The sequence below is a fragment of the Azospirillum sp. HJ39 genome (genome assembly GCF_041507355.1).
GTDB classification, from domain to species: domain Bacteria; phylum Pseudomonadota; class Alphaproteobacteria; order Azospirillales; family Azospirillaceae; genus Azospirillum; species Azospirillum thiophilum.
Map to the genome: position 1 here is coordinate 931,113 of NZ_CP167911.1, position 13,978 is coordinate 945,090.

Annotated in this window: 16 protein-coding genes; 12 read left to right on the plus strand and 4 right to left on the minus strand. The window is 67.9% G+C overall.

Features of this window, described 5'->3' with window-relative positions; all coding sequences use genetic code 11:
• Positions 1–44 precede the first annotated feature (44 nt).
• Together ABMY26_RS17780 and ABMY26_RS17785 are read right to left on the minus strand one after the other, a co-directional pair.
• Entirely contained in the window at positions 45–830 is a 786-nt protein-coding gene (locus ABMY26_RS17780; RefSeq protein WP_372398517.1) for a phospholipid-binding protein MlaC, read from the minus strand.
• 6 nt (positions 831–836) lie between these two features.
• Positions 837–1,622 (minus strand): VacJ family lipoprotein, encoded by a 786-nt coding sequence (locus tag ABMY26_RS17785; RefSeq protein WP_372398518.1) that lies wholly within the window; start codon positions 1,620–1,622, stop codon positions 837–839.
• Positions 1,623–2,052: 430 nt separating this feature from the next.
• Between ABMY26_RS17785 and ABMY26_RS17790 the strand changes: the two genes are divergently transcribed.
• The 11 genes from ABMY26_RS17790 to ABMY26_RS17840 all read left to right on the plus strand — a co-directional run bounded on the left by ABMY26_RS17790 (position 2,053) and on the right by ABMY26_RS17840 (position 12,376).
• Positions 2,053–3,039 carry an ArsR/SmtB family transcription factor gene (locus tag ABMY26_RS17790; protein ID WP_372398519.1) on the plus strand — a complete coding sequence of 329 codons (987 nt, stop codon included), beginning with the start codon at positions 2,053–2,055 and terminating at the stop codon, positions 3,037–3,039.
• Positions 3,036–3,950 carry a methylenetetrahydrofolate reductase [NAD(P)H] gene (gene metF, locus ABMY26_RS17795; protein WP_372398520.1) on the plus strand — a complete coding sequence of 305 codons (915 nt, stop codon included), beginning with the start codon at positions 3,036–3,038 and terminating at the stop codon, positions 3,948–3,950. Before ABMY26_RS17790 ends, metF begins: the two co-directional genes overlap by 4 nt.
• A 71-nt stretch (positions 3,951–4,021) precedes the next feature.
• Positions 4,022–4,498: a DUF29 domain-containing protein gene (locus ABMY26_RS17800; RefSeq protein ID WP_372398521.1), complete on the plus strand. Its 477-nt coding sequence runs from the start codon at positions 4,022–4,024 to the stop codon at positions 4,496–4,498.
• Positions 4,499–4,502: 4 nt separating this feature from the next.
• On the plus strand, positions 4,503–4,973 hold the full coding sequence (locus tag ABMY26_RS17805; protein ID WP_372398522.1) for a DUF29 domain-containing protein: 471 nt from the start codon (positions 4,503–4,505) through the stop codon (positions 4,971–4,973).
• Positions 4,974–5,033: 60 nt separating this feature from the next.
• Positions 5,034–8,525 (plus strand): methionine synthase, encoded by a 3,492-nt coding sequence (gene metH, locus ABMY26_RS17810; RefSeq protein ID WP_372398523.1) that lies wholly within the window; start codon positions 5,034–5,036, stop codon positions 8,523–8,525.
• A 67-nt stretch (positions 8,526–8,592) separates the two neighbouring features.
• Entirely contained in the window at positions 8,593–8,925 is a 333-nt protein-coding gene (locus tag ABMY26_RS17815) for a nucleotidyltransferase domain-containing protein (RefSeq protein WP_372398524.1), read from the plus strand.
• Positions 8,915–9,331: a HEPN domain-containing protein gene (locus tag ABMY26_RS17820; protein ID WP_372398525.1), complete on the plus strand. Its 417-nt coding sequence runs from the start codon at positions 8,915–8,917 to the stop codon at positions 9,329–9,331. The genes ABMY26_RS17815 and ABMY26_RS17820 overlap by 11 nt, the downstream gene beginning before the upstream one ends.
• Positions 9,328–9,807 (plus strand): thioesterase family protein, encoded by a 480-nt coding sequence (locus ABMY26_RS17825; RefSeq protein WP_372398526.1) that lies wholly within the window; start codon positions 9,328–9,330, stop codon positions 9,805–9,807. Before ABMY26_RS17820 ends, ABMY26_RS17825 begins: the two co-directional genes overlap by 4 nt.
• 250 nt (positions 9,808–10,057) lie before the next feature.
• A complete protein-coding gene (locus ABMY26_RS17830; RefSeq protein WP_372398527.1) occupies positions 10,058–10,633 on the plus strand; it encodes a hypothetical protein in 576 nt (191 codons plus the stop codon).
• Between the two features lie 80 nt (positions 10,634–10,713).
• Complete coding sequence (locus tag ABMY26_RS17835) at positions 10,714–11,250, plus strand: pentapeptide repeat-containing protein (RefSeq protein ID WP_372398528.1); 537 nt, start codon at positions 10,714–10,716, stop codon at positions 11,248–11,250.
• A gap of 100 nt (positions 11,251–11,350) precedes the next feature.
• Positions 11,351–12,376, plus strand: a complete 1,026-nt coding sequence (locus ABMY26_RS17840) for a GGDEF domain-containing protein (protein WP_372398529.1) — start codon at positions 11,351–11,353, stop codon at positions 12,374–12,376.
• 24 nt (positions 12,377–12,400) lie between these two features.
• Here ABMY26_RS17840 and ABMY26_RS17845 read toward each other — a convergent pair whose 3' ends face one another.
• Both ABMY26_RS17845 and ABMY26_RS17850 read right to left on the minus strand, forming a co-directional pair.
• Positions 12,401–13,516, minus strand: coding sequence for an NAD(P)H-dependent flavin oxidoreductase (locus ABMY26_RS17845; protein WP_372398530.1), 1,116 nt, complete (start codon positions 13,514–13,516; stop codon positions 12,401–12,403).
• Between the two features lie 83 nt (positions 13,517–13,599).
• Positions 13,600–13,776, minus strand: coding sequence for a hypothetical protein (locus ABMY26_RS17850; protein WP_372398531.1), 177 nt, complete (start codon positions 13,774–13,776; stop codon positions 13,600–13,602).
• Here ABMY26_RS17850 and ABMY26_RS17855 point away from each other — a divergent pair.
• Positions 13,760–13,963, plus strand: a complete 204-nt coding sequence (locus ABMY26_RS17855) for a hypothetical protein (RefSeq protein ID WP_372398532.1) — start codon at positions 13,760–13,762, stop codon at positions 13,961–13,963. The genes ABMY26_RS17850 and ABMY26_RS17855 overlap by 17 nt on opposite strands.
• Positions 13,964–13,978: the final 15 nt, after the last annotated feature.

Here is a 13,978-nt window from a genome sequence, read left to right on the forward strand (position 1 = left end):
AGGCGGCCTTTTCCATTCAGGATGGCTCGGTGTGTGCCGTCGGGTCAGCCGGCGCGGCCGACCTTCTGGCGCAGGGCCTGGATCAGGCCGTCGATGCGGCCGCCATTCTGCTCGACGACGGAGGCGAATTCCTGCCGCTGGGTCACGCCCATGCTGACATTCTCCACCACCACGTCGATGATCTTGTAGTCGGCCGGCGTCTTGCGGACTCGCCAGCTGACATTGATCGGCGGGCCGCTCGGCCGGACGATCTGCGTCGTCACCAGGGTGTCCGATTCGCCGGCCGGGCTGGTGCCGGCGATCTTGAAGGTCTCACCGGAATACTCGATGAAGCGCTCGGCATAGGTGTTGACGATCAGCTGCTCGAACAGCTTCTGATATTCAGCCCGCTGCGCCTCGTTGGCCGAATTCCAGTAGCGGCCCAGCACCCAACGGCCGATGTACGGCACGTCGAAGCCGGCATACAGAAGCGTCCGGAAACGCTGGAGGGCCTGGTCGCGAGACAGGCTCTTGTCCGAGAAGGTTGCGATGGCGTCGTTCCCCAGCTTCTGGATGAACGCGCTTGCCCCCTGGTCCGCGCTCTGCGCGGCGGCGGGAGTGACGAGGGTGTGGCCGGCCCAACCGCTAACCGCGAGCAGGGCAGCGCACGCGACAAACTGGCGGCGTGTCAACATGATGGGGCGAAAGGTGGCGGTTGGCGCGGCTTTGTCAACGGTCATTTGACCTTTGGCCTTGTGCTTGGGCCGAAGTGGGCGGGCCGAAAGGGGGGACGGGCCGTTGCGGCGGGCGAGCGCACGCGGGATGGCGGCCTCGTCCGCTGCAACCCCCATATCCGGTCAGGGCTTCGGCGCGCTGCTGTAGTCGGGGAAGTCCGGCGTGGCCGCCCCCTTGTTGTTGGCGATCTCCGCCTGACGCTGCTGCTGATGCAGGCTGCGCACGGTGGCGTAGAAGTCCAGCGAGTTGCGGCGCAGGTCGTCGACCGACTTCAGCACCTCGGAGCGGCGGTCGACGGCGCTGACACCGGCGCGGGTCAGCATCAGCCCCTCGCCGTCCTTGGCATAGGCCCAGATGCGCACCGGGTCGCCGACGGTGTCGACGGCATAGCCGGCTGTGTCGCGCAGGTTCGACGGACCTAGCAGCGGCAGCACCAGATACGGGCCGTCGCCGACGCCCCAGACCGCCAGGGTCTGGCCGAAATCCTCCGGCGCGTGCGGGATGCCGGCCTGGGTCGCCACGTCGGCGATGCCGCCGACGCCCAGGATGGTGTTGGTCAGGAAGCGGCCGGTCGCGTTGGATGCCCCCTCGACATTGCCCTGCAGCAGGTTGTTGGCGATGTAGAGCGGCGCCATCAGGTTGTCGATGAAGTTGTGGATGGCGTCGCGCACCGGATCGGGAACCAGCCCGACATAGACCTCCGCAGCCGGGCGCAGCGCCAGCACGTCCACCGCCTCGTTCGCGGCGAAGACGAAACGATTCGGGATCTCCAGCGGATCGCTGACCTGATAGGCGGCGTCCTTCGCGCCCGGGTCGGCCTGGTTGGTCGCGCAGGCCGTGGCCGTCAGGGCGAAGGCCAGGACGGCGGCCGTGCGGAGGAGGGGGCGGGAAAGGCTGGCCAGCTTCATGTGCGACGGCTCTTTATCAGTGGGCGCAACTCGGTGCGGGTCGCCGCATCTCCTGTCCACAACCGAAGATCCCGATGGCGGGACTCCTCAACCCTGGCAAGGTGGCTACGCGGTCGAAATGAAGATTGGGCGAGGTATCGCACAATTTCCACCGTTTCGTGACCTAACACAGGCTTGGCCTTTTGACCAGCATGCGCCGGCAAGCGCCACTGCACGGCGCCGAGACTGTGATTGCTTTGCCGCACCGCCGGAAAACGCCCGGCCCGCCGCAGGATTCTGCCACGGAATCGGGGCATTCCGGAGATCGGTGCGGAGGATGCGAAAAGCGGTTTACGACGCATAAAGATATCTTTATATCTGTATCCGGATCGGCGGGGCATGGGGCTTCGCACGGTCGCGCCCCATCCCGGCCCGAATCGGACGTGACTCGATGGACGACCTGCTTGCGACGCTGAAGGCGGCTGCCGAGACGACGCGGCTTCGGCTGCTCGCGCTCTGCGCGCATGGCGAGCTGACGGTGACCGAGCTGACCCAGATCCTGGGCCAGAGCCAGCCGCGCGTCTCGCGCCACCTGAAGCTGCTGTGCGACGCCGGCCTGCTCGACCGCTTCCGCGAGGGCACCTTCGCCTTCTACCGGCTGGCGGAGAGGGGGGCGTCGGCCGAGCTGGCGCGCGTTCTGGTCGACGCCATTCCCGGCGACGATGCCACCATGACGCTGGACCTGGAGCGGCTGGAGGCGATCAAGCGCAGCCGTTCGGAAACCGCCGCCGCCTATTTCCGCGAGAATGCCGCGCGCTGGCACGAGATCCGCTCCCTTCACGTTGCGGAAGGCGAGGTCGAGGCCGCTCTGCTGCGCCTGTTCCCGGAAGGGGGGGTGGAGGAGCTGCTCGACATCGGCACCGGCACCGGACGGATGCTGGAGGTGCTGGCCGGGCGCGTCCATCGCGCGATCGGGGTAGACCAGTCGCGCGAGATGCTGGCCGTCGCCCGCACCAGGCTGGAGGAGGCGGGCCTGCGCCATTGCCATGTCCGGCAGGCCGACATGTACCAGCTGCCCTTTCCCTCCGGCTCCTTCGACGCCGCTGTGATCCATCAGGTGCTGCACTACATCGAATCGCCGGCCGACGTGCTGGCCGAGGCGGCGCGCGTCCTGCGTCCCGGCGGCCGCCTGCTGGTCGTCGATTTCGCTCCCCACCATCTGGAGGCGCTGCGCGAGGAACATGCGCACCGCCGCCTCGGCTTCGCCGATGCCGAGGTCGCCGGCTGGTGCCGCCAGTCGGGCCTCGATTGCGGCGCGGTGGTCCATCTGCCGGGCGACCCGCTCACCGTCTCCATCTGGCCGGCCACCCGCCTTGCGGCCGGCGCCCAAGCGCCTTCCCCGAAAACCGCCCTCTCGCTCAGCGGAGTCCCGTCATGACCGCGCCCCTTTCCGCGCCGCCGTCCGTCAGCTTCGAGTTCTTTCCGCCCAAGTCGGAGAAGATGGAGCAGAGCCTGTGGCAGTCGATCCGGCGGCTGGCCCCGCTGGCGCCCAGCTTCGTGTCGGTGACTTACGGCGCCGGCGGCTCGACCCGCGAGCGCACCCACGCCACCGTCTGCCGCATCCAGGCGGAGACCGGCATCCCGGCCGCCGCCCACTTCACCTGCGTCGGCGCCACCCGTGAGGAGATCGACGCAATCGCCCGCACCTATTGGGATGCCGGCATCCGCCATCTGGTGGCGCTGCGCGGCGATCCGCCGGAGACGGCGGGCGGTGTCGGTGGGCGGTACGAGCCGTTTCCCGGCGGCTACGCCTATGCCGCCGACCTGGTGGCAGGGATGAAGCGCATCGCCGATTTCGAGATCTCGGTGGCGGCCTATCCGGAGGCCCACCCGGAGGCGCCCAGCGCCCAATTCGACCTCGAAAACCTGAAGCGCAAGGTCGATGCCGGCGCCACCCGCGCCATCACCCAGTTCTTCTTCGACAACGACGCCTATTTCCGCTTCCTCGACCGTTGCGGCGCGGCCGGCATCCATGTGCCGGTGGTCCCCGGCATCCTGCCGATCACCAACTTCGCCCGCGCGGTGGAGTTCGCCGGCAAGTGCGGCGCCTCGATGCCGGCGAAGCTGGCCGAGACCTTCGAGGGGCTGGACGCCGACCCGGAGACCCGGCAGCTCGTCGCCGCGACGGTGGCGGCCGAGCAGTGCCAGGCATTGCAGGCGCAGGGCGTGAACGACTTCCATTTCTACACCCTGAACCGGTCGGACCTGACCATCGCCATCTGCCGCATGCTGGGCGTGAAGGCGAAGGCGGTGCCGGCCGCCGCCGTGGTCCCGGCGGTGGCGGGGTAGGGGGTGGGACAGGAAGCGGCCGGCACAGCTTTGTGCTAGAGTCGCCTGCACATCGTGGAGGGCGTCGCGCCATGGACAGCCGGATCGGATACGACACGGATTTCCTCGCCTGGACCGAGGAGCAGGGCCGCCTGCTGCGCGAGGCGGCGCGCGAGCGCATCAACACGCCCATCGACTGGGAGAATCTCGCCGAGGAGATCGAGGGCATGGGCCGGTCGGAGTTGCGCGCGGTCGAAAGCGCGCTGGTCCGTGTGATCGAACATCTGCTGAAGCTGGAAAATTCGCCGGCAGCCGATCCGCGTGGCGGCTGGCGCCGCACCGTCCGCGAACAGCGCGACCGTGCGAACGACGGTCTGCAAGACAGCCCCAGCCTTTACGGCAAGATCGACCTCGCCAGGGCTTACCGTCGTGGAAGCGATTATGCCACGGAAGGTCTCGAGCAGGACCGGTTGCCGGTCGGCCTGCTTCCCACCTCCTGCCCCTACACGTTGGAACAGCTCCTGGACGTCGGATGGTGGCCGGTGAACCGGCATGGGCTGGAGGGCTGACGCCATGGACGGCCGGGCCGGCTACGACACCGACTTCCATGCCTGGACCCGGGAGCAGGCCCAGCTGCTGCGCGACGCGGCGCAGGCGCGGCCGGGCGCTCCCATCGACTGGGATCACATCGCCGGGGAACTCGACATCATGGGCAGACAGGTCAAGGACAGGATCCGGAGCCATCTCGCCGCCGTGATCGAGGCCCTGCTCAAGCTGGAATACTCGCCCGATCCCCTCCCGCGGCGCAGATGGTGGGTCGCGGCGACCAAGGCCCGCCGGCACCTGGAGGAAACGCTGGAGGAGAATCCAAGCCTGAATCGCCTTCCCGCCGAGATTCTGGAGAAGGCCTGGCTGGACGGCGATTCCGACGCCTGCCTGGACGACAGCATCGACATCGACGCGCTGCCGAAGGAGTGTCCCTACGCTCTGGAGGATTTGCGCAATCCCGACTGGTGGCCGCCGAACCGCCACGGCCTCGCCTGACCCGACACTCCATCGAATTTTCCATCGAACCCGCCCAAATAACGGACAAGACGCATCCCCATGCCCCACATCCTCGACACCCTGCGTGACCGCGTTCTGCTTTGCGACGGCGGGTTCGGCAGCCGCATCCAGGCGCTCGACCTCGACGTCGAGAAGGATTACTGGGGGCACGAGAACTGCACCGACATCCTGCCGCTGTCGCGCCCCGACATCGTCCGCGACATCCACCGCGGCTATTTCGAGGCCGGCGCCGACATGGTGGAGACCGACACCTTCGGCGCCTCGCCGGTGACGCTGGGCGAGTTCGGCATCTCCGAGAAGGCGTTCGAGATCAACCAGCGCGCGGTCGAGCTGGCGCGCGAGGCGGCCGAGAGCTTCACCGACGGACAGCCGCGCTTCGTCATCGGCTCCATCGGGCCGGGCACCAAGCTGCCGAGCCTGGGCCACATCGCCTACCAGCCGGCGGAGGACAGCTTCTATGTCCAGGCGGCCGGGCTGATCGCCGGCGGGGCCGACGCCATCCTGGTCGAGACCTGCCAGGACCCGCTGCAGATCAAGGCCGCGGTCAACGGCATCAAGCGCGCCCGCCTTGAGGCCGGCAGCGACACCCCCGTCTTCGTCCAGGTGACGGTCGAGACCACCGGCACGCTGCTGGTCGGCACCGACATCGCCGCGGCGGCCACCGTCATCCAGGCGCTCGACGTGCCGCTGATGGGGCTGAACTGCGCCACCGGCCCGCTGGAGATGAGCGAGCATGTGCGCTGGCTGTCGCAGAACTGGCCGGGCCTGATCTCGGTCCAGCCGAATGCCGGCCTGCCGGAGCTGGTCGACGGCAAGACCCATTACCCCTTGCTGGCCAACGACTTCGCCCATTGGCTGGAGCGCTTCGTGTCCGAGGACGGGGTGAACCTCGTCGGCGGCTGCTGCGGCACCAACGTGCCGCACATCGCGGCGGCGAACCAGATGCTGCGCAAGCTGGCCCCGGCCGGCTCGCACCGGCCGAACCCGAAGGGCCGCACGGTCCATTGGGTGCCGGCGGTGGCCTCGCTCTATTCCCAGGTCACGCTGCGCCAGGAGAACGCCTTCTTCGCCATCGGCGAGCGCTGCAACGCCAACGGCTCCAAGAAGTGGCGCGAGCTGCAGGAGCGCCAGGACTGGGACGGCTGCGTCGAGATGGCGCGCGAGCAGGTCAAGGAGGGCTCCCACTCGCTGGACGTCTGCACCGCCTTCGTCGGCCGCGACGAGGTGGCGGAGATGAACGCGGTGATCTCGCGCTTCGTCGGCTCGGTCACGGCGCCGCTGGTGGTCGATTCCACCGAATACGGCGTGCTGGAGCAGGCGCTGGCGCTCTATGGCGGCAAGGCGATCCTGAACTCGATCAACTTCGAGGACGGCGAGGAGCCGGCGCGCAAGCGTCTGGCGCTGGCCAAGAAGTTCGGCGCCGCCGTCATCGCGCTGACCATCGACGAAGAGGGCATGGCGAAGACGCCGGACCGTAAGCTGGCCATTGCCAAGCGGCTCTACGATCTGGCGGTGAACGAGTATGGGCTGGCGCCGTCCGACCTGCTGTTCGACCCGCTGACCTTCACCATCGCCACCGGCAACGAGGACGACCGCAAGCTCGCCATCTGGACGCTGGAGGGCATCGAAGCGATCTCCCGCGAGATGCCGGGCTGCCAGATCATCCTCGGCCTGTCCAATGTCTCCTTCGGCCTGAATGCGGCGGCACGCCATGTGCTGAACTCGGTCTTCCTCGACCATGCGGTCAAGAAGGGCATGACCGGGGCCATCGTCCATGTCTCCAAGATCCTGCCGCTGCACCAGATCCCGGAGAACGAAGTCAAGACCGCGGAGGATCTGATCTTCGACCGCCGGACGGAAGGGTATGACCCGCTGCACGCCTTCATCGCGCTGTTCGAGGGCCGCAAGGCGGCGGACGCCAAGAGGAAGGCGCGGGCGGAAAATGTGGAGGACCGGCTGAAGGAGCGCATCGTCGACGGCGACCGCACCGGGCTGGAGGACGATCTGGCGGAAGCCATGAAGACCCATCCGCCGCTGGAGATCATCAACACCTACCTGCTCGACGGCATGAAGGTGGTGGGTGAACTGTTCGGCGCCGGCAAGATGCAGCTTCCCTTCGTGCTGCAGTCGGCCGAGACGATGAAGGCCGCGGTCGCGTGGCTGGAACCCCACATGGAGAAGATCGACGGCCAGCAGAAGGGCACGCTGGTCCTCGCCACCGTGAAGGGCGACGTCCATGACATCGGCAAGAACCTCGTCGACATCATCCTGACCAACAACGGCTACAAGGTGATCAATCTCGGCATCAAGCAGCCGGTCACCGCCATCATCCAGGCCGCCAAGGAGCACAAGGCGACCGCGGTCGGCATGTCCGGCCTGCTGGTGAAATCGACCGTGGTGATGCGCGAGAACCTGGAGGAGATGACGCGCGAGGGGCTCGACGTGCCGGTGCTGCTGGGCGGCGCCGCGCTGACCCGCGCCTATGTCGAGGGCGACTGCGTGGCCTCATACGGCTCCGGCCGCGTCGCCTATGCCGGCGACGCCTTCGACGGGCTGACCCTGATGGACAAGGTGGTGGAGGGCAGCTTCGACCAGCAGCTGGCCATCCAGCAGGCCAAGCGCGCCGGCAAGGCGACCAACCGCCGCCGCGTGCTGGGGCAGGCGACCAGCGCCGCCACCGGCCCGGTGGACAAGGACGCGGTCCGCGCCCGCCGTCACCGGCTGGCCGAGGGCGTGCCGGTGCCGACCCCGCCCTTCTGGGGGCCGAAGCTGATCGACCATGTGCCGCTGAAGACGCTGGTGACCTACCTGAACGAGCGGATGCTCTATCAGCTGCAATGGGGCTACCGGAAGGACGGCAAGTCGTTCGAGGAGTTCAAGGAGTGGGCGAAGAAGGAGCTGCGGCCGGTGCTCGACCGCATCCTGCGCATCGCCGCGACAGAGAACATCCTGCGCCCGACCGCGGTCTACGGCTATTGGAAGGCGGCGGCCGACGGCAACGACGTCATCCTGTTCGAGGAGGACGGCACGACCGAGGCCGCCCGCTTCTCGCTGCCGCGGCAGGGCAAGGAGGATGGCGAGTGCATCGCCGACTTCCTGCGCGACGTGACCGATCCCGAGCGTGACGTGCTCGGCCTCCAGGTCGTCACCATGGGCCAGCATTGCGCCGAGGTGGCGCGGAGCTGGTTCGCCGAGAACCGCTACCAGGATTATCTCTACCTGCACGGCCTGTCGGTGGAGATGACCGAGGCGATGGCGGAATATGTCCATGCCCGCATCCGTGCCGAACTCGGCTATGGCGCCGAGGACAGCCGCGACAAGGAGAAGCTGCTGCAGCAGTCCTACCGCGGCAGCCGCTACAGCTTCGGCTATCCGGCCTGCCCGAACCTGAAGGACCAGGAGCAACTGCTGAAGCTGCTGGACGCCGGCCGCATCGGGATCGAGATGTCGGACGAGGACCAACTGCATCCGGAGCAGAGCACCTCGGCCATCGTCCTGCACCATCCGCGGGCCAAGTACTTCTCGGTCTGACCCTCGCGGTTCCTTGCGGATCCTCCGCCGCCCGTTCCATGTTAGGATGGGCGGCGGAGGACACCCGATGGCCGTTGTCGAAACGAAGCATGACGAGAAGCTGCAACTCCTGCTGGACCGGATCGTCCCGGCCCTGGAGCCTGAGGCCGTCTATCTGTTCGGCAGCCGGGCGCGCGGCGACTTCGACGAGGACAGCGACTACGACCTGCTGGTGATCGTCCCGGACGATGCGCCGAAGGAACGGCGGTCGGCGGTGTTCGCCCATACTGCCAAGGCGGGGACGGGCATCCCGGCGGATATCGTGCCGTGTCGGCGCTCCTTTTTCGAGGCGAACAAGGATCAGGTCGGCACATTGAGCTACAGGGCCACGCATGAAGGGGTGCGGGTCTATGGGGCTTAGGGTCGGCGCCGATGCATGGCTGGCGACGGCATCCGTCGATTTGCGGGCCGGCCGGGCGTGCCTTTCCGTTTCCGAGCCGATCGTCGCCGCAGCCACCTATCATTGCCAGCAGGCTGCGGAAAAGCTGGTCAAGGCGGTTCTGGTCTGGCTCGACCGCGACGTACCCCGCTCGCATGACATCGACTCGCTCGTGATGCGTATTCCTCATGATCTGCCGGTACGGGAATGTTTGCTGCCACTTGGGCGTTTCACCGCCTACGCCACCCTGTACCGGTATCCGGGCGAATCGGGCGATGTCACCGACGAACCGACCGCGGAGGAGGTGTCCGGCTGGCTAAACGAGATCGAAGCCGTGCGCGATAGCATCGGATCGTTCATCTCTGCCGCAAATGGACACCGCCCATGACAGCCGCCCCCCTCGACCTCCACCGCGAGACCGTCCGGCCGGAGTGGATCGACTACAACGGCCACATGAACGTCGCCTATTACCTGCTGGCCTTCGACCATGCGACGGACGCGGTGCTCGATCGTTTCGGGATCGGCAAGGCCTATGTGGCGGCCGAGAACCGGTCGGTGTTCGTGGTCGATGCGCATCTGACCTATGCCCGCGAGGTGACGGAGGGGGCGCCGTTGCGCTTCGCCTCGCGGCTGCTCGGCGCCGATGCCAAGCGGCTGCACCTGTTCCATGAGATGCGGCATGCGGAGGATGGTTGGCTGGCGGCGACGGCGGAATTCATGCTTCTGCATGTCGATCTCGCCAGCCGCAAGACCAACCCGTTTCCACCTGCGGTCGCGGAGGCGCTGGCCCGGCAGGCCGCCGCCCATGGTGCCGAACCCTGGCCGCCGCAGGCGGGGAGGGCGGTGGCCCGGCTGGGTGGCTGAGCCGGTCGCGCGTCTCTCCATTCGTCATGTCGCTGCTATGGCGGGATGTGTAATACCAGCGGCACTGGTCATTGACCTGTGCCGCTGGAGGGCCGCGACGGCGGCCCCGCGGGCACATGCCCGCGATAGCCAAGCGGGCGGACGCCCGCGCCGGCGATTGAGGAAACGGCTTTTGATGGGTCACCATCAAAAGCCGTTGGTATAAGGTCGCGTCCGTGGAAGCAACGGCGAGTGGCTGGGAACGCGCGCAATGTCCGAACTGAAGCTCAACCTCGGCTGCGGTGACACACGGCTGCCCGGCTACGTCAATGTGGACAAGTACGGCACCTTCGGGCCGGACATGGTGGCCGACCTGGAGGTCGTGCCCTGGCCGTTCGAGACGGACAGCGTTGCCGATGTCCAGCTCATCCATTCGCTGGAGCATATGGGCCAGACGACCGAGCAGTTCCTGAACATCATGAAGGAGCTGTACCGCGTCTGCCGCCATGGCGCGCGGATCACCATCAAGGTGCCGCATCCGCGCAGCGACGGCTATCTCGGCGACCCGACCCACGTCCGCCCGATCACGCCCGCCGTGCTGAGCCTGTTCTCGATGGAGGAGAACCGGAATTTCATCGAGCGCGGCTGGCCGAACACCCGGCTGGCGATGCATCTGACCGTCGATTTCCGCATCCGGTCGATCGGCTACACGCCGACGGTGCGCTGGAAAAGCAAGCTGGCGGCCGGAGAGGTCACGAAGCGGGATGTGATGGACGCGATGGAAAGCCAGAACAACGTCATCGACGAGATCGCCATGGTTCTCGACGTGGTGAAGGACGCCTCCTGACGTGGTGCGTCCGGCGCTTCCCTCCGGACGATCAGGGCGTCGAGGTTGAGTCGGCCGCCGATGCCCCCATTTATCGGAGCATGAGACACGCATCCGCCCGGCCGCCCCGCTTCAGTCCCCTCCTGTCCGCCCTTGCCGTCCTGGTCACCCTGGCCGCAGGGGTTGCAGCCGGGCCGGCGCTGGCCGACTGCACCGACGCGGCCGAGCCGAAGGTGAACTGGCGGCGCTGTTCGCTGCAAGGGCAGACGCTGACCGGCGTCGATCTCAGCGGGGCGATGCTGCGCGATGCGACTTTCCAGCGTGCCGCGTTGGGTCAGGCGAAGCTGACCGAGGCCGATGGCTATCGGGCGAAATTCATCAGTGCGACCGCCCCCGGCGCGGTCTTCGACGGGGCGCGGCTGATCGAGGCCGACTTCACCCGTGCCGACCTGACCGGCGCCAGTTTCCGCGATGCCGACCTGCGCAATGCCAAGATGGTCGGGGCCTCGCTGGTGCGCGCCGATTTCACCGGAGCCAGGATATCGGGCACCGATCTGCGTCAGGCCGACCTGTCGGGCGCTCGCTGGACCGATGGCACACATATCTGTGCGGAAAGCTCGGTCGGTCAATGCAACTAACGCAGGCATAACCACCCGGCACACACCATAAAACCTTCTTGCCGTGGGGGCTTCGGCCGCGTACCGTTCGAAACCGAATGAATTTTGACGGACGGCGGACGTGACGATCATCGAGGACTTCGAACGTTCCAGCGGCCTCGCCGCGAAGGCCATGGAGCGGATGCTGTCCGAACGGTTGCCGCCCACTCCGGAGAACTTTACGCTCTGGTTCGTCTATTTCAGCGGCCGCAACCCGGACCTGACGCGGGCCATCGATCTGGCCTGCCGCGATGGGCTGGCCACCTCTCAGACCCTGTGCGAGGAGCTGTACAAGCGCTTCTTCGCCCTCGACGCCGAGGCGCAGGCGATCCGCGAAACCTCCGACAAGGCGCGCTACGCGCTGGGCCGCATCCTGGAGCAGCTGGGCAATGTCGGGTCGGAGACCGAGCGCTACGGCAACACCCTGACCGGCTTCCGCGACGAGCTCGACCAGCCGCTCAGCCTGCCGGAGTTGCGGGCGATGATCGCGGCCGTCGCGGCGGAGACCAAGGAGATCGTCGACCGCCAGACCGCCTTGCAGTTCCAGCTCCAGGAATCGAGCCAGCAGCTGGCGGAGATGCGGGTCAGCCTGGACAGCGCGCGGCGCGAGGCGCTGACCGACGGGCTGACCGGCATCGGCAACCGCAAGGCCTTCGACCTGCTGTTGCAGGAGGCGATGGAGGAATCGGCGCGGGAGGCGTTGCCGCTGTCGCTGATGATGGTCGACATCGACCATTTCAAGGCGTTCAACGACACCCATGGCCATCTGGTCGGCGACCATGTGCTGAAGCTGGTGGCCCGCATGCTGACCGAATGCATCAAGGGCCGCGACACCGCCGCCCGTTACGGCGGGGAGGAGTTCGCCATCATCCTGCCGCGCACCAGCCTGGACAATGCGCTGAAGCTGGCGGAGCAGGTGCGCGCCTTCGTCGGTGCCCGGCAGATCGTCAACAAGGCGCGCAACGCCAATTACGGCACGGTTGCCCTGTCGGTCGGCGTCGCCCAGTTCCGCCCCGGCGAGCCGGCATCGGCCCTGGTCCGCCGCGCCGACGAGGCGCTCTATGCCGCCAAGCGCAGCGGCCGCAACCGGGTGGCGGTGGAGGCCTGACCCGGCCTTCCGCCAGTTCTCCGCTCAGCCCGCCAGCCCGCGCCGCGCCGCCTCCGTCCCGCGCAGCAACTCCGCCACCAGTTCGCCCGCCGGCAGCCGCCGGGCCATCCGCAGCCCCTGGCCGGCCCACAGCGACAGGAACTCCGACCGCCCGGCCTTGCCGGCGGCGGTGCGCAGCGGCCGGGTCAGCGTGTTCTGCAAGGGGAAGGGCAGCACCGCGCCCGGCGCCTGCGGATCCTCCACCATGTCCATGAAGCGGTTGACGATGCCGCGCGCCGGCCGGCCGGAGAAGGCGCGGGTCACGCGGGTCTGCTCCCCGTCCACCGCTGCTTGGCCCGCCGCCGCTTCGCCTGCGGCCAGGATGGCGGCCTTGTGGGCTTCGGGGATGCCGGCCTCGCCGGTGGTCAGGAAGACGGTTCCCATCTGCACCGCGGCGGCGCCCAGGGCCAGCGCCGCGGCGATGCCGCGCCCGTCCATGATGCCGCCCGACGCGATCACCGGCACGCCGACCGCGTCGGCCACCAGCGGCACCAGCGCCATCGTGCCGACGAGGTTGGCCGCCGGATCGCCGATGAAGCTGCCGCGATGCCCGCCGGCCTCGCTGCCCTGGGCGACCACCGCGTCGACGCCGGCCCGCTCCAGCGCCACCGCCTCCGCAACCGTGGTCGCGGTGCCCAGCACCCGCATGCCGCGCGCCTTGGCGGCGGCCACGCTGTCGGCCGGCGGCAGTCCGAAGGTGACGCTGTAGAAGGCGGCCCCGCTGTCGAGCAGCGCCGCGAACTGCCGGCCGAACCCGTCCCCGGCATAGGCGGGCGCCTCCGGTTCCGGCAGCCCGAGTTCCGCATGGAAGGGGGCGACGCGGGCCAGCGCCTCCGCCAGCATGGCGGCGGGAACCGGCGGCGGTTCCGGGGTCGGGGCGAACAGGTTGATGCCGAAGGGCAGGGCGGTGCGGCTGCGGATGTCGCGCGCCCGCTCCAGGATCTGCGCGTCGGTCAGATAGGCGGCGCCGACGAAGCCCAGCCCGCCGGCCTCGTTGACCGCAGCGACCAGAGCCGCCGTATCGCCGCCGCCCGCCATCGGCGCCTGGATCACCGGCGACCGCAGCCCGAGCCGCGACACTGATTCGCTGTGAGAGGGCATGTCCGCCTCCGTCGCTTCCACGATGGGGCCGATGCTACGCCCCGGCGTTCTTCTCGACCAATGACTTGTTCTGAAGGGAGCGTTCACTTGCGGTGAAGGGAGGCGGCCCGGCGGCGCGCCTGCCGGCTGCGATAGGGGCAGTCCAGTGCTTCCACCAGTTCCAGCAGGCGCAGCATGTCTTTGATCGCCGGTGCGACTGGATAGAATTTTTCATTTATTTTCTTATGCTGTACCTGCATTGGCATGACGGATGACGCCATCGCATTATCTCTCCGCCTGAAAAAGTCCGACTGGCTGCGCCTGCACGCCCTGGAGACAGAGCTGAGGGCGGCCGACGCTGCCGCCCCGTCGCTGCAAGGCGTCATCATTGCCGCCCTGAACGACTATTTGGCGAAGCGCGGCAAGGCCCCGCATGAAAGGCGGGGCCAGGAGAAGGCGTCACCCTGACACTGCGTCGCTGTG

Excerpts from the sequence above, each read along its gene's own strand:
- ABMY26_RS17780 (WP_372398517.1), bottom strand. The coding sequence starts at position 830 with ATGGGGGTTGCAGCGGACGAGGCCGCCATCCCGCGTGCGCTCGCCCGC.
- ABMY26_RS17785 (WP_372398518.1), bottom strand. The coding sequence starts at position 1,622 with ATGAAGCTGGCCAGCCTTTCCCGCCCCCTCCTCCGCACGGCCGCCGTC.
- ABMY26_RS17790 (WP_372398519.1), top strand. The coding sequence starts at position 2,053 with ATGGACGACCTGCTTGCGACGCTGAAGGCGGCTGCCGAGACGACGCGG.
- metF (WP_372398520.1), top strand. The coding sequence starts at position 3,036 with ATGACCGCGCCCCTTTCCGCGCCGCCGTCCGTCAGCTTCGAGTTCTTT.
- ABMY26_RS17800 (WP_372398521.1), top strand. The coding sequence starts at position 4,022 with ATGGACAGCCGGATCGGATACGACACGGATTTCCTCGCCTGGACCGAG.
- ABMY26_RS17805 (WP_372398522.1), top strand. The coding sequence starts at position 4,503 with ATGGACGGCCGGGCCGGCTACGACACCGACTTCCATGCCTGGACCCGG.
- metH (WP_372398523.1), top strand. The coding sequence starts at position 5,034 with ATGCCCCACATCCTCGACACCCTGCGTGACCGCGTTCTGCTTTGCGAC.
- ABMY26_RS17815 (WP_372398524.1), top strand. The coding sequence starts at position 8,593 with ATGGCCGTTGTCGAAACGAAGCATGACGAGAAGCTGCAACTCCTGCTG.
- ABMY26_RS17820 (WP_372398525.1), top strand. The coding sequence starts at position 8,915 with ATGGGGCTTAGGGTCGGCGCCGATGCATGGCTGGCGACGGCATCCGTC.
- ABMY26_RS17825 (WP_372398526.1), top strand. The coding sequence starts at position 9,328 with ATGACAGCCGCCCCCCTCGACCTCCACCGCGAGACCGTCCGGCCGGAG.
- ABMY26_RS17830 (WP_372398527.1), top strand. The coding sequence starts at position 10,058 with ATGTCCGAACTGAAGCTCAACCTCGGCTGCGGTGACACACGGCTGCCC.
- ABMY26_RS17835 (WP_372398528.1), top strand. The coding sequence starts at position 10,714 with ATGAGACACGCATCCGCCCGGCCGCCCCGCTTCAGTCCCCTCCTGTCC.
- ABMY26_RS17845 (WP_372398530.1), bottom strand. The coding sequence starts at position 13,516 with ATGCCCTCTCACAGCGAATCAGTGTCGCGGCTCGGGCTGCGGTCGCCG.
- ABMY26_RS17855 (WP_372398532.1), top strand. The coding sequence starts at position 13,760 with ATGACGGATGACGCCATCGCATTATCTCTCCGCCTGAAAAAGTCCGAC.
- ABMY26_RS17850 (WP_372398531.1), bottom strand. The coding sequence starts at position 13,776 with ATGGCGTCATCCGTCATGCCAATGCAGGTACAGCATAAGAAAATAAAT.